This window comes from Chryseobacterium sp. SIMBA_028, assembly GCF_046535285.1.
Classification (GTDB): Bacteria; Bacteroidota; Bacteroidia; order Flavobacteriales; family Weeksellaceae; genus Chryseobacterium.
In genome coordinates, this window is record NZ_JAWRWZ010000007.1 from 66,180 (window position 1) to 92,877 (window position 26,698).

Sequence of the window (26,698 nt, forward strand, 5' to 3'; positions counted from 1 at the left end):
TAAAAAGCTTCTATCATGATAAGAAGCTTAGTAGATTATTTTATGCTATCATCATCAGAACAACAACATAAAATAAGATATAATGAATTGGTGTACAATTCTTTATACCATTGATTAAAAAAATCTGAATATGGAAAAAAATGAAAACAGTAGAAAAGTAAAACTTAAAGTTGAAGATCTGACTATTATTTTTGGTAAAAACAAAGAGAAAGCACAGGAACTTTTAGACAAAGGTTTTTCCAAAAAGGAAATTCTTGAAAAAACTGGCTGCACCATAGGAATCAATAAAGCAAGCTTTGAAATCTATGAAGGTGAATTCTTTGTCATCATGGGATTGTCAGGAAGTGGAAAATCTACTTTACTGCGCTGTCTAAACAGACTGAATGAGCCTACTTCAGGAAAAGTATACATCAATGACGATGATATTACCAGTAAAAACAATAAAGAACTTCTGGAAGTAAGAAGAACGGAAATGAGTATGGTGTTTCAAAAATTTGGATTGCTGCCCCATCATACTATTTTAGACAATGCTGGTTTTGGACTGGAAATAAGAGGAGAAAACAAAGTTTCCCGTGATGAAAAAGCACAGAAAGCACTGGACATTGTAGGATTAAATGGTTTTGAGAACCAGTATCCTTCCCAACTTTCAGGAGGAATGCAGCAGAGAGTAGGATTGGCAAGGGCTTTGGCCAACGATCCTGAAGTGTTGCTAATGGATGAAGCTTTCTCCGCACTGGATCCTTTGATAAAATCTGAAATGCAGGATCAAATGCTCGAACTGCAAGATACATTGCAAAAAACCATTGTCTTTATTACCCATGACCTGGACGAAGCCATTAAAATTGGAGACCGTATCGTTATTATGAAAGATGGTGTCATAGAACAAATAGGAACAGCCGAAGACATCTTAACCAATCCTGCAAGCGACTATGTAAAAGCATTTGTAGAGAAAGTGGATCGTAAAACAATTATCACCGCCAGATCTTTGATGTTCGACAAAGCTACGGTGGTACGTTTCAGAAAAGACGGTCCTGAAGGGGCTTTAAGAAAAATGAGAGCAACAGGGTTGGAAAACTTACCTGTCGTAGATTTTCAAAATAAATTTCTCGGATTTGTGACCCTTAATGATGTCGTTCGAATTGCAAAAAAGAAAGAACCTACCGTAGAATCAATTATCAACAGCAACGTTCCCTCAGTCTATCCTGAAGTTACTGTAGAAGAAATGCTACCGTTAATTTCAGGAAATAAATCGGCTATCGCCGTGGTAGACGAAAACAATAAATTTTTAGGTCTTATCACCCAATTATCTCTCATCATAGAAGCTACTAAGTTTAACGAAGAAGAGATCATTGAATTAAAAGAAATCGCAAACAATCAATAAGATGAATAAAACTATAGATATAGGTCAATATGTAGAAACTGCAATCAATTGGCTCACAGAAAATGGAAAACCTGTATTTGATGTCATAAAACATTTGGGAAACTCTTCTATTATGGGAATTGAATGGGTTTTGGTACACACTCCTTTTTATGTTATCATTCTCTTTTTTACGCTGCTGGCATTATGGAAAGCCGGAAAAGGCATTGCTGTCGTTACTGCAGCCGGTCTGAGTTTAATATTTTTAATGGGTTTATGGAAAGAAACCATGGAAACCCTGGCCCTTATTTTTGTAGCAACCATTACGGCCCTTATTATTTCTATCCCTTTGGGAATTTGGGCTGCCAAAAGTACAATAGCCGCAAAAATTATCCGTCCTTTACTGGATTTGATGCAGACAATGCCAGCATTTGTCTATCTGATTCCAGCTGTACTGTTTTTCAGTATTGGTAAAGTACCCGGAGCTTTTGCAACGATCATTTTTGCAATGCCGCCTGCGGTACGATTAACGACATTGGGAATTGAAGCCGTTCCGAAAGATATCGTAGAAGCAGCCAGAGCTTTTGGAGCTACCAACCGCCAAATTCTGTTTAAAGTAGAACTTCCTTTAGCCATGAAAACGATTTTAACAGGGATCAATCAAACCATACTCTTATCCCTATCCATGGTTGTTATTGCAGGAATGATTGCTGCAGGCGGTTTAGGTGAAAAAGTATTGGAAGGAATTAATAATCTGGATATCGGATTAGGATTTGAAAGCGGTTTATCCGTTGTGATTTTAGCCATTATCCTTGACCGGATTACCCAAGGATTTGTAAAGAAAAAACAATAAGATGAAACAATTAAAATATTTATTTTTTCCCTTTTTAATAGTGGTATTGGCTGCCTTACATTCGTGTGAAAATATAAAAAACTCTAAATATATTACCATAGGAATGGTAGATGGCTGGGCGGAAGATGTTGCGATGACCCACGTTGCTAAAGCCATTTTGGACAAACAGGGATATCACGTCATTATTCAAAAAGCCTCTACGGATATGATCCTGGCTTCGATGAATAATGAAGATACAGACCTTTTCATGGGAGTTTGGCTTCCTTACACCCACGCTAAAAAACTAGCTAAATTCCCAGGACTAGCTCATCTTGGAACCAATTACAACAACGGCCGTATAGGATTAGTCGTTCCCGAATATGTTCCGGTGCATTCCATTGAAGAGCTCAATCAACATCAGGAGCAATTTGATCATAGAATCATCGGGATTGAGAAAGGAGCTGGATTAACAACCGGAACGGATAAAGCCATTATTGATTATAAACTGGATTATAAACAGATCAACTCCTCTACCATTGCCATGATCACCGAGTTACAAAATGCCATACAACGCAAACAATGGATAGTGGTAACAGGATGGCAGCCGCACTGGATGTTTGGCAAGATGAAGCTTAAGTTTCTTAACGATCCCAAAAAGATTTTTGGTGAAGCAGAACAGATTAAAACATATGCCAGAAAAAGCTTTGGTAAAGATCATCCGGATTTAGTCAAGTTCTTTTCCAAAGTCCATTTTGATGATGAAACGATGTCTGATCTTTTAATGAAAATGGAACAGAGTAAAAATAAAGAAGCCACTGCCAAAGAATGGGTAGAAAACCACTCTGAACTGGTCAAATTATGGCTAGATAAAAATTAATATAACGATACAGTTTGGTATTACTTAAAATCCTCAACTCTACATGAGTCTGAGGATTTTTTTATTGATACCTCTATGATTCAGAAGAATTCATAGATTCTTTGATTTTTTCCCGATGAAGTATGCCCCAGTTAACCAACGTTTCTGTCACCGGAAAAACAGATTTCCCATACTCTGTCACTGCATAGGTTACCGTGATGGGTTTCGTATCCTGAATCGTTCTAGTGATCAGGAGGTTGGTTTCCAGTTCCTTTAATTCTTTACTTAGCATTTTGGCGGAAATTCCGTCAATGCCACGTTCCAGTTTTTTAAAATGAATTTGCTGATCAGTTCTGTTGGTTAGATATCGCAGAATCATCAGTTTCCATTTTCCTCCCAATACATCCAGACTGTCCCGCATTGCAAATAATTCTTCTGTACAGGTTGCTTCTCTTTCGGTTCCGTTTTCAATAATTTTTGCCATAATAGTTTCATGAAGGTAACTAGTTACCAATTGTTAACTAGTAGCAAATATAAACTATTCCCGTTTTACATTTGTACATCAAATAAACAGTATGAAAGCAATTATTTTAAATGAAAAATTTCAGCTTGAAGATGGAATTACAGATCAACCAGAGCCTAAAAACAATGAAGTCTTAATTCAAATCAAAGCAAGTGGTTTCAATCCTATCGATTATCAAATGCTGGAAAATGAATTGGAACGAAAATTAATCAAGTCACCCATATTAGGACGTGAGTTATCAGGAATTATTGTAGAAAAAGGAACGGATGTCACTCAATTCAACATTGGAGATGAAGTATTTTGTGGAAGCGGTTCTATGGGAAGTAATGGAACTTATGCAGAATACATCTCAGTTCCTGAGTCTATTGTTTCCCTTAAACCAAAAAATATTTCGTTTGAGCAGGCGGCTGCTATACCATCAGCAGGACTTACTTCGCTGCAAATTTTTAACCGTTTACAATTACAGCCGGAGCAAACCATTCTTGTAACCGGAGCAGCCGGAGGAGTTGGATCATTTTTAATCAAAATTTTACTCGCTCATCATATTCAAAATTTCATTGTAACGGTGGGCGGTGAAGAAAACAGGCAGATGCTCCTCAATTTAGGAGTAAAAGACAATCAGATTATCAATTACAAACAGGAAAACCTGGCCGAAAATATTTTAAAAGCCAATAATAATCTTCCTTTTGATATTGGAGTTGATCTCGTAGGAAATTATATGTCGGAAATCACAGCCGATGTTTTAAAGATCAACGGAACTTATGTAGATGTGACCGCTTTAGTAACAAAAGATGCCCATGAAATGCTCTTCAATAAAGGATGTCTGATTATGAATATCTCCAATTATAGCTACAGCATGATCAAAAAATATGATTATTACCAAAATAGCTTGATCGAAATTAAAAACCTGATTGAAAGCGGAGCTATCCCACCACCACAACACAAAGTAATAGGAGATCTTTCCCTTAAAACAGTTCTTCAGGCGCATTCTATACTTAAAAACAACCAGACACAAGGTCATAAACTTATCATGAAACACTCATCAACCTATGCATAAAATACCAAGACGTATTGTAACAGGAATCAAAAATGGAAAGTCCATCATTGTGGAAGATCAGCAGGTAAAAAATGCAGTAGAACATCTTCCGGGACTGATTATTTCAGACATCTGGAATACTCAAAAGATACCTGCAAGTCTAGATTTTGAAACCTCAATTCCCAACACAGGATTTCCACAAACGCCCAAAAACGGAACCTACTTCAGATATGTAGTTATTCCGCCGGATAAAGATTTAGGTGTTGAGTTTAAAAAAGGAGAGCCTCATCCCATGATGCATCAAACTCCAACACTGGATTACATTATTATTCTTTCCGGAGAACTTCATCTGATTATGGAAGAGGGAGAGACAATTCTTAAACCTGGAGACCTTGTCATCCAAAGAGGAACCAACCATGCATGGAGCAACCGGTCTGATGAACCTTGCATTCAGCTGGCGGTTTTGATCGATGCTGAAATTTAATATTAAAGAATTCCCCACAGATCACACAAATACCACAGATAAAAACTCACACAGATCTAGCGGATTATGCAGATTTCACATAAACATCTGCGTAATCTGTGTAATCTGCGGGAAATAAAATATAAACAGTATTCAATTTTATCACAGATAAAATCTTTGCGCTTTAAAAAGGATTAAGGAAAGATAAAACTTTGCTCCTTTGCATTTTCCCAACCAAAACCATCCGATTACAAAGCAGAAATTTCCAACAGCTTCTGCTTCATTTTTTCAGGCGTCATCTGTCCTTCCTGATAATACACCAGATTCTGATGCTTATCCAGAAATACCCACAAAGGATAAACCGGCTGGTTTTTATTCTTAGACAAAGCCAGCGCCAGCTCATGAATTCCGGAGTTCCCGTTCTGCTGATATTCAAACTCCTGATTCTGGAAATAAATTTTCTCCCTCGTTTTCTCCGCTTCGAAATTGACAAAATAAAAATGATTATTGATCATATTAACCAGCTCTTTATCTTTACTCAAACGGTAAGACTCAATCTTACAAACTACACACCAGTCCGTATAAAGATGAATAACCATCGGCTTAGGATTTTCTTTCTGCTGAATCTCAATCTCAGAAAAAGTGCCTGTCTTCATCTGAGACAGATAAAAACAGGGCACTAACATTAAAAATAAAGCTATTTTTTTCATTTCAGGGTATATTTTACTCCCAAGAACCCTCTGATACGCTGCATGGGCGCATAGCCATAGGCTGTATCGAAAGTATAGTGGTTAGGGTTGTTGACAGGGTCATCAACATGTTTATCAAATGGGTCAAACGGCCTCATCAGAGGATCTTTAGGAGTAAAGTTGAATAAGTTTTTCACCCCGCAATACACTTCAAATCCAGATTTGAAGCTTTTTGAAACCTGAATATTCGCCAGAGAATAAAATGGTGAATACTCCGGACGGTAATCATTCGGTAAAACCGGAAGTCTCATGGGACCATAGAACTGTCCGGTGAAATCTATAGTCAGATTACTCGGAAATTTATAGGTAAGGTTATAGGTACCACTCCATTTCGGAGCGTGTAGCTGCTGTGTTTTTTGATTTTCATTATCAAATTTCTGATAGACATCAAGATAAGTCACTCCTAAATTGACACTTAAAGGAAAAGAAAAACTGAAATCCACATTCAGGGAAGCTCCCCTTGAAATTCCATATCCCTGAAGGTTATCGTAGATAATTTTATTCGGATCAGAATCAAAATCACCCACAATTTTATTACTGAAATAAGTATAAAATGCCGATGCATCAAGGTTTATCAAACGGTTTCCTACGGGTATTTTCCAAATGTAGTTTAAATTTCCATTGACTGATCTTTCCGGCTGAAGGTCTGATTTCACCACCACTTCACGGGAACCCGTTAATGCGGCATGATCTTCTGTAAATAAGTTTACCACTCTAAACCCTGTTCCGAAATTGAATCGCAGGGTATGATAAGGATTGGGTGAAAATTTCCAGGCTAATCTGGGAGAATGCACTGAGTGATGTACCTTATCATAGTCATATCGATAACCCAGTAACAGGGTGTTTTTATCATTGATTTCCCATTGATCCTGAACAAATGCCCCCCATATCGGAGACTTCATCGGTGCATTGGTTATTCCATCGGAAGCTAAAGTTCCCGGTGTATTATCATCATAGAAAGTTCTTTTGAAAGTAAGTCCGGCCGTAATATCATGCTTACCAAAACTTCTGTCCCAATAGGTTTGTACAAAAGCTACTTTCTGAAGAGCATTGAAAGGATTGGATCCATAAAAGGAGTTCTGGTCATGATAATTATAGGAAAACTGAGTAACAATATGTTCTTTCATAGGCCATTCATATAACCCAAAGACTTCTGCCCTATTGGTATAAATACTTTCCGCATATACCTCATCACTTCCACGCAAAGATCTATTCCATTGCATTTCTCCTCCGAAGCGGTCTTCATACAAGTATCTCATGGCAAAACTTGCCTGCCTGTTTTCCTTTCTTTTAAAATTCCACTTGTTGAACACGGAGATTCGGCTTTGTAAAGTGGTATCCGTGAAATTATCTTTATTCTGATCTATTCTTTCCTGAAAACTGAAGTAATTTAAACTTAGCAATGAAGCGGCATTCTTTCCTATGTTAAATTTTGTGGACAAATCAAGGTTATTTTCACTCCACGTACTGGTCATCATATCTACACTTAGTTTAGGAGCTGTTAATGCATTTTTGGTGATAATATTAATCACTCCACCCATTGCTTCAGAGCCATAGATAGAAGACGCAGGGCCTTTTACTACTTCTATTCTATCTACCAGACTATTGGGGATACCACTTAATCCGTATACTGTGGAAAGTGAGCTTACTATCGGCATTCCGTCAATCAGAATCATGGTATAAGGACCTTCCAAACCATTGATATGAATATCCCCAGTATTGCATACGGAACAATTTAGCTGTGGTTTTACTCCATTGACCATGGCAATGGCTTCAAAAATACTTGGAGTAGGATTTTTCTGAAAAAATTTCTGGCTATAGATTTCCACGGCAACCGGGCTTTTGGATCTGCTCATGGGTTTTATAGTACCGGTTACCACTACATCCTCAATGCTACTTGTCTTGATCTCTTTCTTGAAAACCTTTGTAGAATCTGTGTTTTTATGTTGATTTAAACTTAAACTATCCGTCTCTTGTGCAAAACAATAGGAAGATAAAAAAGTAATAGAAAATAATATTCGCTTCATGAAATTAAAATTGTTAGACAAATCTAACAATTATTTTTGAATTACAAAACTATCTGAAAAATATTAGATGAATTCAATTCATGAAAAATGATTAAATTTGAGAAACTACATATGAAAGTAAAATGAGATATCATCTAGCGGGAAGCATCCCACCAAAAAGACACACTATCTTTAAGTCTCCAGAGGATAAATTTTACTATGAACAGCTTTTCGGAACTGAGGGCTTTCACGGTATTTCTTCTCTATTATACCATATTCACCGTCCTACACAGATTAAATCAATTGGAGAACCAAAAGATGTAACTCCTAAGATTGCGGTAGAAAAAAATGTTGCTCCAAGAATGTTTAAGGGAATGAATGTAACTCCCGAAGATGATTTTATGGACAGCAGAAAGATCCTTTTGATGAATAATGACCTGAAAATGGGATTGGCAAAGCCAAGAAAATCAATGGATTATTTCTATAAAAATGCAGAATGTGATGAGCTTTTATACGTTCATCAGGGAACCGGAATTTTAAAAACTTTTATAGGAGATCTTGAATTTGTAACCGGTGATTATCTCATTATTCCAAGAGGTACAATTTATCAGGTGGAGCTTAGTTCTGATGATACTGTATTCTTTGTACTGGAAAGCCACTCTCCTATTTATACTCCGAAGAGATACAGAAATGAATTCGGGCAACTTCTGGAACATTCTCCATTCTGCGAAAGAGATATGATTGCTCCCGTTTTTAAAGAGCCAGTAGATGAAAAGGGAGAATTTTTAATTAAAGTAAAAAAAGAAAACCAGATCACAGATTTCATCTATGCCACACACCCATTTGATGTCGTAGGCTGGGACGGATATTTTTATCCTTATAAATTCAATATTAAAAACTTTGAACCTATTACAGGAAGAATTCACCAACCCCCTCCGGTTCACCAGAATTTTGAAGGGCATAATTTTGTAGTTTGTTCATTCTGTGCAAGAATGTATGACTATCACCCATTGGCTATTCCTGCTCCTTATAACCACTCCAATATTGATTCTGATGAAGTGTTGTTCTACACAGAGGGAGACTTCATGAGCCGTAACCATATTGACCTTATGGACTTCACTCTTCACCCTGGCGGAATTGTACACGGACCTCACCCAGGCGCTATGGAAAGAAGTATTGGTAAAAAATTCACTGAGGAATATGCCGTAATGGTAGATCCTTTCCGTCCTTTAAAAATCACAGAAGAAGCTTTAAAAGTGGAAGATCCATCTTATAAAACTTCATGGTTGGAATAGTTTCATCTTGGAAATAAACAGGTTTAGCTCTTTCACATCAAATACAAAAGTCACAATAGTAAAGAGCCTAAACAATTTTATATAAAAAGTATTACTAATTACATACAAAAGACGCTTTAAATCCTTTATTTAAAGCGTCTTTTTTCGTAAATTTGTAAGGCATGGTTAACATCTGTAATCATCATTATTTTTCATAACAAACCCTAAGTAATGGTGGTTAAATCAAAATCAATATTACATGTTAGAAAGAATCAGATTAGAAAGTCTACACCAAAAGGTAACAACAGCTGAAAATGCTGTAAAAATGATTAAAGACGGTATGATCATAGGATCTAGCGGCTTTACAAAGGCAGGTGACAGCAAGGCAATATTGCCGGCACTGGCCGAAAGAGGAAAAACTGAAGACCTTAAGGTCACTTTAATGACCGGCGCATCACTAGGGCACGGTACCGATGGAAAGTTAGCAGAAGCTAATGTATTAAAGAAAAGGATGCCATTTCAGGTAGATCCCATCTTAAGAAACAAAATCAATAATGGTGAGATTCTCTTCATCGATCAGCATTTAAGCGAAAGTGCCGAACTTCTTCACACCAAAAATCTTCAAAGTATTGACGTAGCAATTATTGAAGCTGCCTATATTGAAAGAGACGGAAGCATTGTTCCTACCACTTCTGTAGGAAATTCTGTAACGTTTGCGGCTTTGGCTAAAAAGATAATCATTGAGATCAATACCGAAGTACCTGAAGAAGTTTATGGGATTCATGATATTTACCAGGCAGAAGATTATCCTTACAGAAACGTTATTCCCATTGTAGCTCCATGGAACAAAATCGGACGAAAAAGCATTCCTGTAGATCCTAATAAAATAGAGGCCATTGTTTTCACCAATCTTAAAGACAGCCCTGCAGACATTGCAGAACCGGATGAAAAAACAACAGCTATTGCACAGCATCTTCTTGGTTTCTTTGAGAATGAAGTTCGCTTAGGACGTCTTACAGATCGATTACTTCCTCTACAGGCAGGTATCGGTAAGGTTGCCAATGCTGTTCTTACAGGCTTCAAGGATAGTAATTTTTACGACCTGACGATGTTTTCCGAAGTGCTTCAGGACAGTACATTTGACCTGATAGATTCCGGTAAATTGAGTTTTGCTTCCGCTTCATCCATTACTGTTTCCAAAGAATGCTATGAGAGAGTTTTAGGAAATCTTTCAAAATATAAAGACAAATTTGTTTTAAGACCTCAGAATATATCCAACACTCCCGGACTCATCAGAAGATTAGGAGTTATCGCTATAAATACCGCTATTGAATTTGACATTTATGGAAATGTAAACTCTACTCATATCGGAGGAACAAAAATAATGAACGGAATTGGAGGTTCCGGAGACTTTGCCAGAAATGCCTACTTAAGTATTTTCGTAACTCAGGCTGCATCCAAAGGAAATAATATCTCTCACGTTCTGCCGATGGTTTCTCATACAGACCATACAGAGCATGATGTAGATATCCTGGTTACTGATGTAGGATTGGCTGACTTAAGAGGACTGGCACCTAGAGAAAGAGCACAGAAGATTATTGATAATTGTGTGCATCCTGATTACAGGAAAGAATTGCAGTCTTATTTTGACAGAGCACGTGAAAGAGGCGGTCACACCCCTCATTTACTGGAAGAAGCATTCAGCTGGCATTTACGATTCTCTGAAACAGGAAGTATGAAACAGACAACAGCCATTGAAGTTTCAAATTAAGAATATCATTACCCCTATGAAAAGGACTGAATGCAATGCATTGAGTCCTTTCTTTTTTATACATTGATCTATTCAGGTGACATGATAAAAGTCTTCTGATATCTGCGAAATATTTAGAATACGTAAAGATTATAAAGATTATCTTTGATAGAAGATAGGTATTTTATGAGGTAAAAAGATAATATTAACCCCTGTCATGAATATTATTAAAAAAGTAAAATATGCAAAATTATATAAGCGCTGAAGAAGCAATTCATACGATCAAAAGTGGTAACCGCGTATTTTTCCATGGTAGTGCATGTACTCCCAATTTTCTAATTGATGAAGTAGCAAGACAATCACACCGATTAGAAAATGTAGAAATGGTATCCATTACCCAACAAGGAAATGTAGAGATTGCAAAACCCGAATACAAAGACAAATTCTTTATCAATTCTTTATTCGTTTCCACTCCGGTACGTGATGCTGTAAACTCTGACAGAGGAGATTTTGTACCGGTATTTTTAAGTGAGATTCCAATTTTATTCAGAAAAAATATTCTTCCTCTGGACGTTGCATTGGTAACAGTTTCTCCACCAGACAGACATGGTTTTTGTACATTAGGAACATCAGTAGATATTGCAAGAGCTGCCGTTGATACCGCAAAAACAATTGTTGCCCTTGTGAACCCAAGAATGCCGAGAACCCACGGAGATGGAATGATCCACATCAGCAGAATCCATAAACTGGTTTGGCATGAGGAAGAACTTCCAACCGTAGATTATAGTTCAAAAGTAGGTCATGAAGAAATGCTTGTAGGAAAAAACGTAGCCGACCTTATTGAAGATAAATCTACTCTTCAGATGGGTATCGGAACAATTCCTGATGCCGTTTTAAAATGTTTAAGCAATCACAAAGACCTGGGAATTCACACCGAAATGCTGAGTGACGGAGTGATTGATCTTATCCAGAATGATGTCATCAATAATAAGTACAAAGGATATAACGATAATAAAACCATTACCAGTTTCTGTTTTGGGACCAGAAAGCTCTATGATTATGTAGATGACAACACTGTTTTTGCATTCAGAGATGTAAGTGAGGTTAACTTCCCAATCAACATCATGAAGAACAAAAAATTAGTAGCCATCAATTCTGCCATTGAAATTGATCTTACAGGACAGGTATGTGCAGATTCTATCGGAACCTTACAGTACAGTGGTATTGGGGGGCAGATGGATTTTATGCGTGGTGCAGCATTGAGTGATGACGGAAAACCCATCATTGCCATCACAGCAAGAACGAAAAAAGGAATCTCAAGAATTGTTCCTTTCCTGAAACAAGGAGCAGGTGTTGTAACCACAAGAGGTCATATTCACTATGTAGTTACAGAGTATGGAACAGCCTATCTGTATGGAAAAAATCTACGTCAGAGAGCACAGGAACTCATCAGTATTGCGCACCCTGATGACAGAGAGATGCTTGAAAGAGCAGCCTTTGAAAGATTTAAGCACTGATAATCAACTGGTAATATTTTAAATATGTTTTTTTATTTAAAATTAAAAAACATATATTTAACTCTATCAAATAATTCAAAGAAAAACCTTAACATTTTGGCAGTATATTTGATAAAACTCTTTCTAAAACAAGGAATTTGAAGACTATATATAATTCGATACGAGAAGAAATTGCAAAGCATTCTAAAGTAAGAAATTCTGTTTTGGGGAATGTGAATGAATGGAAGAGAAGCCATTATATTATTCTTTCCGAAATTATTAAAGATGAACTATCTGAATCAGAAGAACTTAAAGGAGGTAAAAAATTCGAAATTGGAAACACCATTTCACATGTTACCTTACAACGTTTTTTTGAAAATGACTATCAGGACAAAACCCACAATGACCTGAGATTTTTAAAAACACTAGACAAAATCTGTATTTTCCTAGGGCATAAGGATCTTAATGATTATATCCTTTCTGTAAGAGGTATACATCAACATCAACAAGAAGTAGATGATCAGTCATTTGTAATGCAGATGGTGTATGACTATTGTGCCACCGCTTTCGAATTCTGCAAACAGTTTCCTAATCATAATACTGAACTCTTCAAGGATTTAGTATTTAATGATTCTCCATTTCTGGAAAGAGTTTCTCAATTCAGTAAAGAGTTGTGTGACAAAGATTTTCATTTGGTAACCAAAAACAACCGTTCCAATTTTGAAGTATTTGACCTTAATATCGTTACTGATGAACCGGACAAAAAAATATTAGAATCTCAAGAATTTTGGAATCTTCTATTTAAAGTAGGGGAAACAGGAGAAGAACATTTTGTAAATCAGCTCAGTACGCAGATTTATTTTATAAGAAAGATAGATAATACCTGGAAGATTTGGGATAATTATAATCCGGATGCCGGAACCTTAAACAGAAAAATAGAAACCGTCTAAAAATAAGAAAGCCGCAGATTATCTCTGCGGCTTTCATGTTCGAAATATTTTTCTCTCACTTGTTTTTTGTAATACAAATGTAAGCGGTTGGTTTTAAACTAAAGAAACTTAAATATACTTAAGTAAACTCTTCTTGAACTTTATGTTAAATATATTCAATGAATCGGCAGTAATACTTTCGCAATGTCTAAGTTTTTTGTATTTTGCATACCAATAAAATAAAAGTAAAAGAGAAAATATGTCAACACTTACATTTGCCGAGAAAATTGCTCAAGCAGAGAATTTCTTACCGATTAACGGTACAGATTACATTGAGTTTTATGTAGGAAATGCAAAACAGGCTGCTCATTATTATAAAACCGCTTTCGGTTTTCAGTCTGTAGCTTATGCTGGTCCTGAAACAGGAGTAAGAGACCGTGCATCTTATGTGCTTCAACAAGGAAAAATCAGATTGGTACTTACTACGGGGCTTAAATCTGACTCTCCTATCAGTGAACACGTAAAAAAACATGGTGACGGAGTAAAAATTTTGGCACTTTGGGTAGATGACGCTTACGCAGCATTTGAAGAAACTACTAAAAGAGGTGGAAAACCATATTTAGAGCCTGTTACTATAACTGATGAGCAGGGTGAAGTAAGAATGTCCGGAATCTATACCTACGGAGAAACAGTTCACATGTTTATTGAAAGAAAAAATTATAACGGAGCATTCATGCCTGGATATGAAAAATGGGAAAGTAACTACAAACCAGAAGAAGCGGGACTACTTTATGTAGACCACTGTGTAGGAAATGTAGACTGGAACAGAATGATCCCTACTGTAGAATGGTACGAAAAAGTAATGGGATTTGTAAATATTCTTTCTTTTGATGACAAGCAGATCAACACAGAATATTCTGCATTGATGTCTAAAGTAATGTCAAACGGAAACGGATTTGCAAAATTCCCTATCAATGAGCCTGCAGAAGGTAAAAAGAAGTCTCAGGTAGAAGAATACCTTGATTTCTACGAAGGAGAGGGTGTACAGCACATTGCTGTAGCAACAAGAGATATTATCCATACTGTAACTGAATTGAAAAAACGTGGGGTAGAGTTCCTTTCTGCTCCACCAGAAGCATACTATGATATGGTTCCTGAAAGAGTGGGGCATATTGATGAAGATCTTAAAAAACTTCAGGACTTAGGTATACTTATTGATCATGATGAAGAAGGATATCTGTTACAGATCTTTACCAAGCCTGTAGAAGACCGTCCTACTCTATTCTTCGAAATCATTGAAAGACATGGTGCACAAAGTTTTGGTGCCGGAAATTTCAAGGCTTTATTCGAAGCGCTGGAAAGAGAGCAGGAAAGAAGAGGTAATCTTTAATTTTACATCAAGAATATTAAGTTTTGTCAGAATTTAGAATTCTGGCAAAACTTTTTTATAAAACACAACATATGAAAAAATTTTTAATTGGAATTTTATTCTTTGGAACATTAGGCCTAAAGGCACAATATGGATCACTGAACTCAATTCTCGATAGACTTGAAGCAAGAAGAGGCATCAATCAAAATCTTGAAAGTGTAAATATCGACAACAAAAAGTTTGTCTTCATAAAAGATGAGGCAGACCATACAGAAAGAGATTTTATTGTTATCAAAGGGAACAATGCCACCTACGTGGAAGTTTTCGATGATAAAGCTACCGGCGAAAGCAGTTCCAATGTTTTTACCGGTGATATTGTCAGAAAAAAGAATATCGTTTCCTTAAGAGCAGATGTGCTTGAGGGTAAAAAAATCCCAATGCCTGTCACTAAAACTTTATTACTGACTAAACAAGACAATATTCTCTACCTCATCGATGTCAATACCAGAGACCGATGGATTGATGAAGAATCTTACTCGAAAAAGACAAAATAAACACCTTGGGGAAATTTCTCAGGATGACACCTAATCTAATTTAAATCTAAACTTATGAAATCATTTGTAGACTATACCTCAAATTCAGATTTTTCTATACATAATATTCCTTTCGGAGTTGCAGTTTTTAACAAAGAATATATCGGATGCTGCACAAGAATAGGAGATCAGGTTATTGATCTTGCAACCCTTTATGATCTTGGGTACTTTGACGACATTGACGGATTGGACGACAATGTTTTTGAAGCCTACACTATTAATGAATTCATAGAATTGGGTAAACCTGTTACGAATGCCGTTCGTACAAAAATCCAGACATTATTACAGGAGGGCTCCACATTGTCAAAAGACCAAAAAACCATTGAAGATGCATTCTATGACCTTGACAAGGTAAAAATGATGATGCCTCTTCATATCCCAAACTACACAGACTTCTACAGCAGTATTGAACATGCTACCAACGTAGGCAAAATCTTCCGTGATCCTGCTAATGCATTGTTACCAAACTGGAAGCACCTACCGGTAGGTTACCATGGTAGAGCTTCATCTATTGTTGTTTCAGGAACTGAAATCAATCGTCCAAAAGGTCAGATGAAACCTGCTGATGCAGATCAACCTGTTTTTGGACCTTGCAAGCAATTGGATTTTGAACTCGAAATGGCCTTTATCCTCAATACAAATACAGAGATGGGAGAAAGTATTTCTACCAAGGATGCTGAAGATGCCATCTTCGGAATGGTTATTTTCAACGACTGGTCTGCAAGAGATATCCAATCTTGGGAATATGTTCCGCTAGGGCCATTCCTTGCTAAAAATTTCGGTTCATCCATTTCTCCTTGGGTAGTTACCCTTGAGGCTTTGGAACCTTTCAAAACAGCTTCTCCTACACAGGATCCTGAAGTTTTGGATTATTTGAAGTTTGAAGGTGACAAAAATTACGATATCAATCTTGAAGTGTATATCCAGCCTGAAAATGGCGACCAAAACCTAATCAGCGAAAGCAACTACAAACACATGTACTGGAATATGACCCAGCAGCTGGCTCACCACACCGTAAACGGATGTAACGTAGAAGTTGGTGATATGTACGCAAGTGGTACCATTTCAGGAAGTGATCCAAAATCTTTTGGTTCTATGCTTGAGCTTACCTGGAGAGGTCAAAATCCTTTATCATTAAGCAACGGTGAAGAAAGAAAATTCATTGAAGACAATGATACCGTTACCATGAAAGCCTGGGCTGAAAAAGATGGTGTAAGAGTAGGTTTCGGTGAAGTTTCTGGTAAAATTATTCCAACACTTTAATAATTATAAAACACTTTAGTTTTTTAAGCTATATAATAATGGTAAAATTCAGTTCACTTTAGTTTTTGAAAATCTACGATTTTCATTTTCTTGCATTATGATTACTCAAAAATTGATTAATGAGCTTTCCTACAAAATCGTTGGGGCTTGTATAGAAGTTCATAAACTGGCTGGCCCCGGTTTATATGAAGAAGTCTATCATCAATGCTTAGAAAAAGAATTTAATCTATTAGGTTTAAAATACAAAAGTGAACTTGAAATACCATTTTTCTATAAAGGAAATCAAATAGATTGTAAGGTAAAATGTGACTTTTTAATTGAAGAATTAGTTGTTTTAGAACTAAAGGCAGTTGCGGAAATTCATCAAATTCATAAGGCGCAAACCATCAACTACATGAATCTTTTAAAAGCTCCTCGTTCAATACTAGTCAATTTCAATGTCACAAACCTTTATCATGAGGGCTGTGAATCTTTTGCATCTAAGGTATTTAAGGAACTGCCAAAAGAATGAAAATCATAGATTTTCAAACTTAAGTGTCCTTTCGGAAGCAATCAGAAATAACTAAAAATAACTTAAGTGTTAAGTTTAAAAATATGAAAACAGTAATCCCCTCCGAGATAACCTCCGTTCAGCTACAGACCATCATGCAGACAGCCGTTTCACCACGTCCTATTGCATTGGCTTCTACAGTAGATAAAGACGGAAATAATAATTTATCTCCATTTAGTTTTTTCAATATGTTCAGCACAGTTCCTCCGATTTTGATCTTTTCCCCATCAAGGAGAGTACGTGACAATACAACGAAACATACTTTAGAAAATGTTTTGGAAGTTCCGGAGGTTGTGATTGGAACAGTAAACTTTCCAATTGTACAGCAGATTTCTCTGGCATCTACAGAGTATGAAACGGGAGTAAATGAGTTTATAAAATCTGGTTTGACTATGAAAGATGCAGATCTTGTGAAGCCAAAACTAATTGAAGAATGTCCTGTTAATTTTGAATGCAAGGTTTTAGAGGTAAAATCTTTGGGAGATCAGGGAGGAGCAGGAAATCTGGTGATCTGTGAAGTTCAGAAGATTCATATTAGAGAAGAATATCTGAATGAAACAGGAAACCTGGATCAGAAAAAACTGGATATGGTAGCCCGACTAGGTGGCAACTGGTATTCCAGAAGTAATGAAAACAGCCTTTTTGAGGTTCCAAAACCTTTGGCAACAAAAGGAATTGGATTTGATCTTCTTCCGGATGCTATTAAATACAGTAAAGTATTCACAGGGAATGATCTCGGAATGCTTGCCAATACAGAAATTTTACCTGCCGGAGATTTTCATGCAGATGAAAACATTCATACTGATGCCCAGAAATTACTTCTGGAAAGCAAAGTTGAAGAAGCGTGGGTTTTACTCTCCATAAAATAATATAAAAAGAAGCCTGAGATTTCAGGCTTCTTTTTACTTTCTATACTTATTAAAAGGTTTTATTTTTTTTCTAACTTTTCAGTACCTGCAATTTTTCCTTTTTCATTGAAATCTGAAATGTTACCGTCCTTATCAATGGAAACATTTAAATTATCATTTTTAGAATCGTAATAAATGCTAGTAGCATATCCCGGGCAGTCATGTTGTTTACAGCCTGTCAGCTTATAGATTCCATTTTCTGAAGAAATAGGCCCCTCTACATTGAAATTTTTTACCATCTCATCATATTGAACTCCAACAAGTTTTTTCAACCTTTCTGTGATGCTTTTATCTTCAAAGAATTTAATGTCATGAGGATACTTATCCACATTTTTGGTAATAATATTCATTGTGCCCGAAGCAGAAGAAGGTGTTGTTGCAACCGAATCTGGTTTTGGGGTGGTTACGGAGTCCTTCGGCATTACTGTAGCCAAAGTATCGTTGCTTACAGAAGATTCTGTTTTTGTTTCTTTTTTACATGAAACAATACATAATGAAAGCGCCAATGCACCTGCAATAATTTTTTTCATAATTAACTTATATGGTGATTAATATGTTATAACGTGATTTTTAGGGCTTTATTTCAAAATTCTTTTTCTTACTTCATTTTTTCATTGAGAAAACTAATGCATTTTTCAGTCACAGCCTTCAGATGTTCTGGCAGTTGATTTTCTATCCAGGGTTCCCTGGCTCCAAAGGTATGGTTGGCATTTTCAACAAGAAAAAGTTCAGAATTCGGATTCAAAATATGAAGATGCTCTGCCTGTCCGACATCTACTGCTTCATCTTGTGTTCCGTGAATAATCAGCATATGAGCCTTTGCCATCTCTGTTGCCCTTTCAACATCAAAACGGTGTATGTTTTGTTCATAGTCTTCATAAAACTGATAATAATGAGGCATTTCTTGCTTCGTGCGTCCATTCATGGCATAGTATACTCCATCTTTTTTCCAGTTTTCAAAAGCTTCTCCTTTGGGAAAACGGTCTAGTGTATCCACACTTGCCAATGTAATCAAGCCATGGATTCTTTCATCTTCAAAAGTTTTAATGATGGAAATACCTCCTCCTCTGCTGTGTCCGATGAGAATTATCTTTTCTGAATCTACATGTGGATTCTGAACAAAATAATCAATAACTACCCCAAGGTCAGAAAGCTCCTTAGAATAATTGCTATTTCCAAAAGCTTTAAGGTCAGCAAAATTAAGAGGATCATTTACTGTTGTGCCGTTATGTGAAAGATTAAACTTTACAAAGAAGAAACCTGCTTCAGCAAATTTTTCTGCCATCAGGTTCCAGGCCCCCCAGTCTTTGTATCCTTTATATCCGTGAACAAATATCACTAAGGGAAGTTTTTGCACAGTATCTTTATAAAAAGCATCAGCAAGAAAGTCTCTTGTTTCTTTATTTTTTATAGCTATATTCTTTTCATTAATCAAATTCATAGGTCAATAAATATCTTTTATATTTAAGGTATTTGTTAATGGAAATTTATGAAAAAAAACGCTGTTTTTCCTTAATAACTTCTTCTTTTATTTTAAACCCAATAGAATCCTAAGTATATTTTTTGGATGCAATTCTTATTATTTCCTGTATAAAATGGGAGAAAAGGAATTCTCTAAAAATATTATTAAAAAATAACCTTATTTTTGCTTCATGCAGAATTTAAGAACAGTGACCGTAACGCGTTACATTCTGCCACTGAGGGAGGGAGGTTCGCTTCCTGCTCTGGCAGAAGCTGATGATGATTTTAAATATGTCTTAAAATTCCGTGGTGCCGGCCATGGGGTAAAAATGCTGATCTCTGAACTTTTAGGAGGAAAGATTACAGAAGCTCTAGGGTTAAAGATTCCTGAACTGGTTTTTATAAATCTGGAAGCAGATTTTGGAAGAACAGAAGCCGATGAGGAAATTCAGGATCTATTAAAGTTTTCTGAGGGTTTGAATCTGGGATTGCATTATCTTTCAGGCTCTATCACCTATGATCCAAGTATAAGTGTTGATCCTCTTCTGGCTTCAAAGATCGTATGGCTGGATGCATTTATCACCAATATTGACCGTACGTTTAGGAATACCAATATGCTAATGTGGCATAAGGAACTTTGGATTATTGACAATGGAGCCTCGTTCTATTTTCACCATTCATGGCAGAATTTTGATGCTGCGGCAAAGACTCCATTCAAATATGTGAAAGATCACGTACTTCTTCCTAAAGCTAAAATGCTGGATGAAGCAGATACGTTTGCTCATGAAGTATTGAATGACACCCTTTTCAGAGAAATTGTTAATTCAATTCCTGAGGACTGGTTGCAATGGAATGATGCTGATGAAACTCCCGATGAAATTCGTGAGATCTATTTTCAGTTTCTAAAAACCCGATTAGAAAATTCTTCAATCTTTGTAAACGAAGCGAAAAATGCAAGAGGATAAAATATATGAATATGCGGTAATACGCCTGGTGCCTAAAGTTGAGAGAGAGGAATTTTTCAATATAGGGTTGGTTATGTTTTCTAAAAAGGAAAAATTCATTCGGGTTGAATTTTATTTATGTCCTGATAAATTCAAGCTGATGCACAGCAAACTGGATTATGAGGATATCATTCAAAATCTGGAGAGCTTTCAGAAAATTGCCCATGGAGAGAAAGATGGCGGACCTATTGCACAGCTCGACATTCCTGAACGTTTCCGTTGGCTGACGGCTGTAAGAAGTGCTGTTGTACAAACTTCAAGACCTCATCCAGGAAAATCCAGTGATCTAAATATCACCTTTGGTAAACTTTTTGAGGAGTTAGTGAAGTAACATACCTCTTAAAAAGTTCCACTATGAAATCATCTATAAATAACATATCAATCTACAGGTTTTTCACAAACCTGTTTTTTGTTTTATTGTTAAGCTCTTCTCATTTAATTTTTTCACAAACATTTTCACAGTCCCCTAATAAGGTTCCACGTATTAAAAGTACGCTGCTTCCTGAAATAGCCAATCTATCTGAAGATATTGTATATAAAACCAACAGAAAAGGAAATGCAGTAAAACTGGACGTTTTCACCCCAACAAACATTCCTTCATGTGAATTGCTTCCAGTACTAATCTATGTTCATGGAGGTGGATGGATAGAAGGAGATAAAATAATCCACTCTGATAATTATGTTGAAACTACCATTGCTAAGCTGATGGCAAAGCAATATGCTGTGATTAGTATTAATTATACCCTTCTGAATGACAGTACTCATTTTCCTCTACCATTGGAAGATACCAAAGATGCTGTAAGATGGGTAAGAAAAAATGCAGAGCAATATCATTTTGACACAAATAATATCGGGTTGTTTGGTACCTCAGCGGGAGCTCACCTTTCTTTGCTTGCTGCCTACACTCCAGATAATACTTATTTGGGTAATCCTGAGCTTTCTTCTTATTCTGCTCAAGTAAATTATGTGATTGATCATTATGGTCCTGCAGATCTGAATAAGCTTTTCCACACAAAACTTGGAACAATACCGGTAGCCATGATTGGATTAATGTCAAAAAAGATTGTCAGTCTGCAGCAAAATCTAGTGAAAGGACTTTCAGGATATGATCTCAAGAAAGACCAGGACAGAGCCATAGATTATCTTAAAACCATATCTCCTGTTAATTTTGTTTCTGGAGGAGTCCCTACTTTAATTGTTCAGGGAAATAATGACAAAATTGTTCCTTTAAACCAATCTAAAAAACTTCACAGAAAATTAAACAGAGCCAAGATACAAAACTCACTGATCATCGTAGACGGAGGAATACATGGCTTTGGCACTACTGATAAAGCTTATCTGGATCAACTTACCGATCAGATGGTGGATTTCATTCTTTCACAGAAAAAATAATATACATTACACTATTTTAATTAATTATAAAATACTGAAATTCAAACCAATAAATAAAACAATACAGAAAATATGCTAGATTAATATACATATTGATATTTTTTATTGAGAATTAATTACCTTGGTCATTAGTTAAATTATTAATAATAAAAAAGGATATACTTTAATTATTTATCAATAAAAACAAGCAATATGGAATCTTTAAATAATATCAATGCGCTTACTCTCATATTTGTATCTGTTCTTATTTTTGCAATAGCTTACCGCTTTTATGGTCTATTTATTGCCAATAAAGTTCTCCGCCTCAATGACGGGAATATGACACCTGCTGTGGAATTTGCAGATGGTAAAGATTATGTTGCTACCAATAAAAATGTACTTTTCGGACATCACTTCGCGGCTATTGCGGCGGCAGGACCTTTAGTAGGACCTGTTCTTGCAGCGCAGTTCGGATATCTTCCCGGTGCATTATGGATATTGATAGGCTGTGTTCTGGGCGGCGGGGTACATGATATGATTGTACTCTTTGCATCAGTAAGACATAAGGGACAGAGTCTTGCCACTATAGCTTCCAAAGAAATAGGAAAAGCAACAGGAACTGTAGCGGGTTTTGCCATTCTTTTCATCTTAATTCTTACGCTGGCAGGCTTATCATTAGCTTGTATCAATGCAATGCATGAAGCTTCATGGTCTCTTTTTACAGTACTCATTACCATGCCCATCGCCATCATCATGGGACTGATCATGCGCTATAAAAAAAACAGTGTTCTTTTCGCAAGTATTCTCGGAGGCATTCTTCTGGTAGCTGGGATTATCGGGGGACACGGTCTGATGCAGAATCCTACAATGAATAATTTATTTTCATGGGATATTAAAACCATTTCTATTGCCATTCCTCTGTATGGTTTTATTGCTTCTGTATTGCCGGTATGGCTTCTCTTAGTTCCAAGAGATTATCTTTCGACTTATTTAAAGATAGGAACTATTATTATGCTGGCTATCGGGGTAATTGTTATTCACCCTACCATACAAATGCCTGCTATTACAGCTTTTGTAAATGGTGGTGGCCCTATTATTGGCGGCCCGGTACTTCCTTTTATTTTCATTGTGATTGCTTGTGGAGCAATTTCCGGATTTCATGCTGTGATTGCTACGGGAACAACTCCGAAAATGCTTACTAAAGAAAGAGAAATTCTTTTCGTAGGCTATGGGGCTATGCTAGTGGAAGGTTTTGTAGCATTGATGGCACTTATCGCTGCATGCACATTGATGCCTGGGGATTATTTTGCAATCAATACTCCCAAGGAAGCTTATGATTCGTTTCTTGCAGCACATCCTTCTCTACACGGAGTAGATATTGATTATTATTCGCAGAAAATAGGTATTGATCTATATGGCAGAACTGGAGGTGCCGTATCTTTGGCTGTGGGAATGGCTCATATCTTCAATAAAATCCCATATATGGATCAGCTGACGGCGTATTGGTATAATTTTGCGATTATGTTTGAAGCTGTATTTATTCTTACTGCCATTGATGCGGGAACAAGGGTTGGACGCTTTTTTTTACAGGAAATGCTGGGGTCTGTTGTTCCAAAATTTAATGATAAAAATTGGATTCCAGGAATTATTATCAGCAGTCTTCTTTTCACATTTGCATGGGGATATCTGGTGTACACCGGAAATGTAAACAGTATCTGGCCGTTATTTGGAATCAGTAATCAGTTGCTGGCTGCCTGCGGACTTATCGTCTGTACAACAATGCTGATAAGAATGAAAAGAGGGAAATATGCTTTATGCTCAGCTATTCCGGGAGTTTTCATGGCTGGAATAACATTCTGGGCAGGTTATATTCAGGTAACCGCCATTTATATCCCTAAAGGACAGTATTTATTGGCCGTTTTAGCGGCAACTGCAATGATTCTTATGTTTATTGTATTTATAGGGGCTTTCAGAAAGTGGTATCAACTGCTTAAGATTCATACAACCGAAATTGACCATTATGGTGAACAGGTAAAAGAACTGGTAGAAAGATAAAATTTATTATAATATAAAAAAACGGATCTCAAGTTTGAGATCCGTTTTTTTAGAAGTATATAAAGTATTAAAAATTGAAATTAAGTCTGGAGAACACATATCGTCCATTCTGACCGAACTGTGAGGTGGAACGTGAGTAAACAAACTGATCATTGTTACTGGACGCAGGAAGATTTTTAGTAGGGTAAATATCAAACAGATTGTTTACCCCTAAAGTTAACCCTATGTTTTTTGTAAACTGATAGGCTACAGAAAGATCAGTAATGATCTTATCCCCTATTTTCTGATGTTCATTAAATTCTGTGATTCCATCTCCATTGGCATCCAGAATATCTGCTCCGGTTACTTTTCCAAAATAGGTATTTCTTAGGTAGAAACTAGCATTCTTCCAAGTAAGTGTATGAGAAAGGCTGGCTTTTACCCTTGGCACTGCTTCTTCCAGATAAACTCTTGATTTTTCGGAGAAATAAATCTTCTCTAACTCCGGAGACTGTAATAATCCTGAAGAATGAATATCCCCAACCTGTTTGGTCTGGTTAAGGTTAATCGCAAAGTTATTATCCAGCTTTATATCGGTAAATCTTGCAGTGTGAGAAATAACCACGTCTACCCCTTTCGTTTCAGTATCAATGGCATTGGTAAAGAACTGAGCGGCATTGATGTTTAATTTATCATAGATCTGCTTTGCCGCATCAGGAACACCTGCCTTTAAGAACTGATCTGTAAGGAGAATTCTGTTATTGATTCTTGTAAAGTAACCATCTGCAGTAAACGTTAAATTCACAGATGGAATTTTATAGGTAAATCCTACACTTGCAGATTTCGAAGTTTCCTGCTTCAGCTTTGGCATTCCCAATGCTCCTGCCACCTCTGAATCATTACTAAATGTTCCCACATCCAAAAGCACCCCGCTAGGAAGTTGTGGTGAAGTTACAAACAACGAAGAAGTCACATTATAATAAATCTGATGGATAGATGGTGCCCTAAACCCGGTAGAACCTGCCAATCTTACATTAAAATTAGGAGCTACCTTGATTCTTGAGGCCAATTTATAATTGAAAGTAGAACCAAAATCTGAGTAATTTTCATATCTCGCCGCAGCATCTACCAAAAGCCAGTTGGTAAAGTTAAATTCAACATCTGCATAGGCCGCTACTGACTGTCTGTTTTTGTTCACCGCATTTTCCGGTCTAAATCCGTTAAATACCTGAGAGCCTCCCGGAAGTGCTGCTCCGAAGAAATCGGTAGGTCTTTTCGCGGCATCTCCATCCCATATATTTCCGTATTGGTCATAAGTAGTATATGAAGCTTCTTCTCCTGCTGTCATTTTGAAGTTTTCAAAACGATGCTCTCCTCCAAATGCTACATTCAATCCCTCGAACACATCATATTTTTTAGAGAAATCTAAATTGATTGTATTTTGAGTAAACCTCAGCCCACCAGCATCAAATTCATTTGGTGAAGCAAATCTTAGTGAAGTATTTCCGGTGTTTCCGATGTTATAAGTGAAAGAGTTTTGTCCAAAAGTATTACTAAAGTCAATATGCCATCCGTCCCATTTTCCTTTGATTCCTGCAGCCAATGAGATATCCTGAATATCTGTTCCAATCTGCGGAAGATAACCGCTAGGGTATAATCCTGTAAATGTTCTGCTTTCGCTCGGTCTTCTGTAAAATCCTCCGGAAGTACCATGTCTTAAGCTGTAACCACCGAAAGTATACACTTTCCAGTTATCACTGACAGGGATTTCAGCATTCACAAAAAGCTGGTGATTATTAAGTTTAGACTGCCCTACCTGCATATTAAAATCCTTTCTCGTTTGCCCTCTGTAAGCCAGCTCCTGATCAGTGAAGTAATTAAGCTGATCTCTGGTAAAGTTAGCAGATTTCAAAACATTTTGTAATCCTGAAATGGTATTAGCTCCCTGGATAGCATTTTGCAAATCCGGAGAAAAATAGCTTACATTCTGTGCATACTGATGAACGTAATTTACGATCTGCTGTGAATTGGGAGTATCTTTAATATCGCTGAAAAGAGATGAAAGGTTCACTCCGTCATTCAGTGCACGTTGTTCAATTGCATTATAAGCATTATAAATAGGACCGTTCTCTGTTCCAGCTCTGTACGTAGGGTTTCTGAACTGTGAAGACCAGGTGATGTTAAAGAAACCACCTTTCGACCCTATTTTATTTCCATAATTCAGATCCAGCTGAATATTCTGGCCGTCAAAATTTCCGGTATGATCATTGGCTGTAGGCGTTAAATTTCCTCCATAGCTAATCTGACCTGCCAGTTTTCCGGTATCTCTTTTAAGTTCAAGGTTCATTACTCCGGCAATAGCATCTGATCCGTATTGTGCTGCGGCTCCATCCCTAAGGACTTCTATTCTGTTTAAAGCAAAGGATGGGATGGCATTAAGGTCCGTCCCTACAGTACCTCTTCCCGGTGTTCCGTTCACATTTACCAGTGCTGAAGTATGTCTTCTTTTTCCATTAACCAATACCAATACCTGATCCGGTCCCAATCCTCTTAACTGAGCAGGATCCAAATGGTCTGTACCATCTGAATTGGTCTGAACTGTAGAGGTGAAAGAGGGTGCAATGGCATTCAATATTTGCCCGATATTAGATTGAGGAAGAATAACTGAAGCTTCCTTTAGGTTGAATACGTCCACAGGCACCGGACTGTCTATCTTGGATCTTGCCCCGGCTCTTGAACCCAGCACTACAACTTCTTCTACATTATTGACTTTGTCTTTATTTGTTTTTATACTGTCTTTTTCTTGTCCGTAGGTAAATACTCCAAGGAAAAATAAAACAGAAGCGGAAAGAATAGTTTTCTTATTTTTCATAT

24 protein-coding genes are annotated in these 26,698 nt (G+C 36.8%); 18 read left to right on the top strand and 6 right to left on the bottom strand.

Annotated features, from left to right (window positions below; all coding sequences use genetic code 11):
- Positions 1–130 precede the first annotated feature (130 nt).
- The 3 genes from SCA31_RS10665 to SCA31_RS10675 are packed head-to-tail and all read left to right on the top strand — an operon-like array spanning position 131 to position 3,066.
- Complete coding sequence (locus tag SCA31_RS10665; RefSeq protein ID WP_410696980.1) at positions 131–1,381, top strand: quaternary amine ABC transporter ATP-binding protein; 1,251 nt, start codon at positions 131–133, stop codon at positions 1,379–1,381.
- A gap of 1 nt (position 1,382) precedes the next feature.
- The gene (locus SCA31_RS10670; protein WP_410696981.1) at positions 1,383–2,210 is read left to right on the top strand and encodes an ABC transporter permease; all 828 of its coding nucleotides are present in this window, start codon (positions 1,383–1,385) and stop codon (positions 2,208–2,210) included.
- A gap of 1 nt (position 2,211) precedes the next feature.
- Complete coding sequence (locus SCA31_RS10675; protein ID WP_410696982.1) at positions 2,212–3,066, top strand: glycine betaine ABC transporter substrate-binding protein; 855 nt, start codon at positions 2,212–2,214, stop codon at positions 3,064–3,066.
- A gap of 73 nt (positions 3,067–3,139) precedes the next feature.
- Here SCA31_RS10675 and SCA31_RS10680 read toward each other — a convergent pair whose 3' ends face one another.
- Positions 3,140–3,529 carry a winged helix-turn-helix transcriptional regulator gene (locus tag SCA31_RS10680; RefSeq protein ID WP_106917193.1) on the bottom strand — a complete coding sequence of 130 codons (390 nt, stop codon included), beginning with the start codon at positions 3,527–3,529 and terminating at the stop codon, positions 3,140–3,142.
- A 91-nt stretch (positions 3,530–3,620) separates the two neighbouring features.
- Here SCA31_RS10680 and SCA31_RS10685 point away from each other — a divergent pair, with 91 nt between their 5' ends.
- Entirely contained in the window at positions 3,621–4,625 is a 1,005-nt protein-coding gene (locus tag SCA31_RS10685) for an NADP-dependent oxidoreductase (protein WP_410696983.1), read from the top strand.
- On the top strand, positions 4,618–5,088 hold the full coding sequence (locus SCA31_RS10690; RefSeq protein WP_410696984.1) for a cupin domain-containing protein: 471 nt from the start codon (positions 4,618–4,620) through the stop codon (positions 5,086–5,088). The genes SCA31_RS10685 and SCA31_RS10690 overlap by 8 nt, the downstream gene beginning before the upstream one ends.
- Positions 5,089–5,315: 227 nt before the next feature.
- Here the strand turns inward: SCA31_RS10690 and SCA31_RS10695 are convergent, their stop codons facing one another.
- Positions 5,316–5,777, bottom strand: a complete 462-nt coding sequence (locus tag SCA31_RS10695) for a thioredoxin family protein (protein WP_410696985.1) — start codon at positions 5,775–5,777, stop codon at positions 5,316–5,318.
- Complete coding sequence (locus SCA31_RS10700) at positions 5,774–7,843, bottom strand: TonB-dependent receptor plug domain-containing protein (protein ID WP_410696986.1); 2,070 nt, start codon at positions 7,841–7,843, stop codon at positions 5,774–5,776. Before SCA31_RS10700 ends, SCA31_RS10695 begins: the two co-directional genes overlap by 4 nt.
- Positions 7,844–7,965: 122 nt before the next feature.
- On the opposite strand from SCA31_RS10700, the gene SCA31_RS10705 reads away from it, so the two are divergent.
- The 9 genes from SCA31_RS10705 to SCA31_RS10745 all read left to right on the top strand — a co-directional run bounded on the left by SCA31_RS10705 (position 7,966) and on the right by SCA31_RS10745 (position 17,915).
- Positions 7,966–9,117: a homogentisate 1,2-dioxygenase gene (locus SCA31_RS10705; protein WP_410696987.1), complete on the top strand. Its 1,152-nt coding sequence runs from the start codon at positions 7,966–7,968 to the stop codon at positions 9,115–9,117.
- A gap of 238 nt (positions 9,118–9,355) precedes the next feature.
- Complete coding sequence (locus SCA31_RS10710) at positions 9,356–10,867, top strand: succinate CoA transferase (RefSeq protein ID WP_410696988.1); 1,512 nt, start codon at positions 9,356–9,358, stop codon at positions 10,865–10,867.
- Between the two features lie 221 nt (positions 10,868–11,088).
- Positions 11,089–12,363 carry an acetyl-CoA hydrolase/transferase family protein gene (locus SCA31_RS10715; protein ID WP_410696990.1) on the top strand — a complete coding sequence of 425 codons (1,275 nt, stop codon included), beginning with the start codon at positions 11,089–11,091 and terminating at the stop codon, positions 12,361–12,363.
- Between the two features lie 137 nt (positions 12,364–12,500).
- On the top strand, positions 12,501–13,292 hold the full coding sequence (locus tag SCA31_RS10720; protein WP_410696991.1) for a hypothetical protein: 792 nt from the start codon (positions 12,501–12,503) through the stop codon (positions 13,290–13,292).
- Between the two features lie 238 nt (positions 13,293–13,530).
- Positions 13,531–14,661 (top strand): 4-hydroxyphenylpyruvate dioxygenase, encoded by a 1,131-nt coding sequence (hppD, locus tag SCA31_RS10725; RefSeq protein ID WP_410696992.1) that lies wholly within the window; start codon positions 13,531–13,533, stop codon positions 14,659–14,661.
- Between the two features lie 71 nt (positions 14,662–14,732).
- On the top strand, positions 14,733–15,194 hold the full coding sequence (locus SCA31_RS10730) for a hypothetical protein (protein WP_410696993.1): 462 nt from the start codon (positions 14,733–14,735) through the stop codon (positions 15,192–15,194).
- Between the two features lie 54 nt (positions 15,195–15,248).
- On the top strand, positions 15,249–16,496 hold the full coding sequence (fahA, locus tag SCA31_RS10735) for a fumarylacetoacetase (RefSeq protein ID WP_410696994.1): 1,248 nt from the start codon (positions 15,249–15,251) through the stop codon (positions 16,494–16,496).
- 97 nt (positions 16,497–16,593) lie between these two features.
- The gene (locus SCA31_RS10740; protein WP_273006592.1) at positions 16,594–17,007 is read left to right on the top strand and encodes a GxxExxY protein; all 414 of its coding nucleotides are present in this window, start codon (positions 16,594–16,596) and stop codon (positions 17,005–17,007) included.
- An 83-nt stretch (positions 17,008–17,090) separates the two neighbouring features.
- A complete protein-coding gene (locus SCA31_RS10745; RefSeq protein WP_410696995.1) occupies positions 17,091–17,915 on the top strand; it encodes a flavin reductase family protein in 825 nt (274 codons plus the stop codon).
- Positions 17,916–17,974: 59 nt separating this feature from the next.
- Here the strand turns inward: SCA31_RS10745 and SCA31_RS10750 are convergent, their stop codons facing one another.
- Both SCA31_RS10750 and SCA31_RS10755 read right to left on the bottom strand, forming a co-directional pair.
- Positions 17,975–18,484 carry a hypothetical protein gene (locus SCA31_RS10750; protein ID WP_410696996.1) on the bottom strand — a complete coding sequence of 170 codons (510 nt, stop codon included), beginning with the start codon at positions 18,482–18,484 and terminating at the stop codon, positions 17,975–17,977.
- A gap of 68 nt (positions 18,485–18,552) precedes the next feature.
- On the bottom strand, positions 18,553–19,395 hold the full coding sequence (locus SCA31_RS10755) for an alpha/beta hydrolase family protein (RefSeq protein ID WP_410696997.1): 843 nt from the start codon (positions 19,393–19,395) through the stop codon (positions 18,553–18,555).
- A gap of 211 nt (positions 19,396–19,606) precedes the next feature.
- On the opposite strand from SCA31_RS10755, the gene SCA31_RS10760 reads away from it, so the two are divergent.
- From SCA31_RS10760 to SCA31_RS10775, 4 genes are all read left to right on the top strand, one after another.
- Positions 19,607–20,380 (top strand): HipA family kinase, encoded by a 774-nt coding sequence (locus SCA31_RS10760; protein ID WP_410696998.1) that lies wholly within the window; start codon positions 19,607–19,609, stop codon positions 20,378–20,380.
- Positions 20,367–20,750, top strand: a complete 384-nt coding sequence (locus tag SCA31_RS10765; protein WP_410696999.1) for a DUF3037 domain-containing protein — start codon at positions 20,367–20,369, stop codon at positions 20,748–20,750. The genes SCA31_RS10760 and SCA31_RS10765 overlap by 14 nt, the downstream gene beginning before the upstream one ends.
- A 23-nt stretch (positions 20,751–20,773) precedes the next feature.
- Complete coding sequence (locus SCA31_RS10770; RefSeq protein WP_410697001.1) at positions 20,774–21,811, top strand: alpha/beta hydrolase fold domain-containing protein; 1,038 nt, start codon at positions 20,774–20,776, stop codon at positions 21,809–21,811.
- Positions 21,812–22,003: 192 nt separating this feature from the next.
- On the top strand, positions 22,004–23,845 hold the full coding sequence (locus SCA31_RS10775) for a carbon starvation protein A (protein WP_410697002.1): 1,842 nt from the start codon (positions 22,004–22,006) through the stop codon (positions 23,843–23,845).
- A gap of 67 nt (positions 23,846–23,912) precedes the next feature.
- Here the strand turns inward: SCA31_RS10775 and SCA31_RS10780 are convergent, their stop codons facing one another.
- Positions 23,913–26,696: a TonB-dependent receptor plug domain-containing protein gene (locus SCA31_RS10780; RefSeq protein ID WP_410697003.1), complete on the bottom strand. Its 2,784-nt coding sequence runs from the start codon at positions 26,694–26,696 to the stop codon at positions 23,913–23,915.
- Positions 26,697–26,698: the final 2 nt, after the last annotated feature.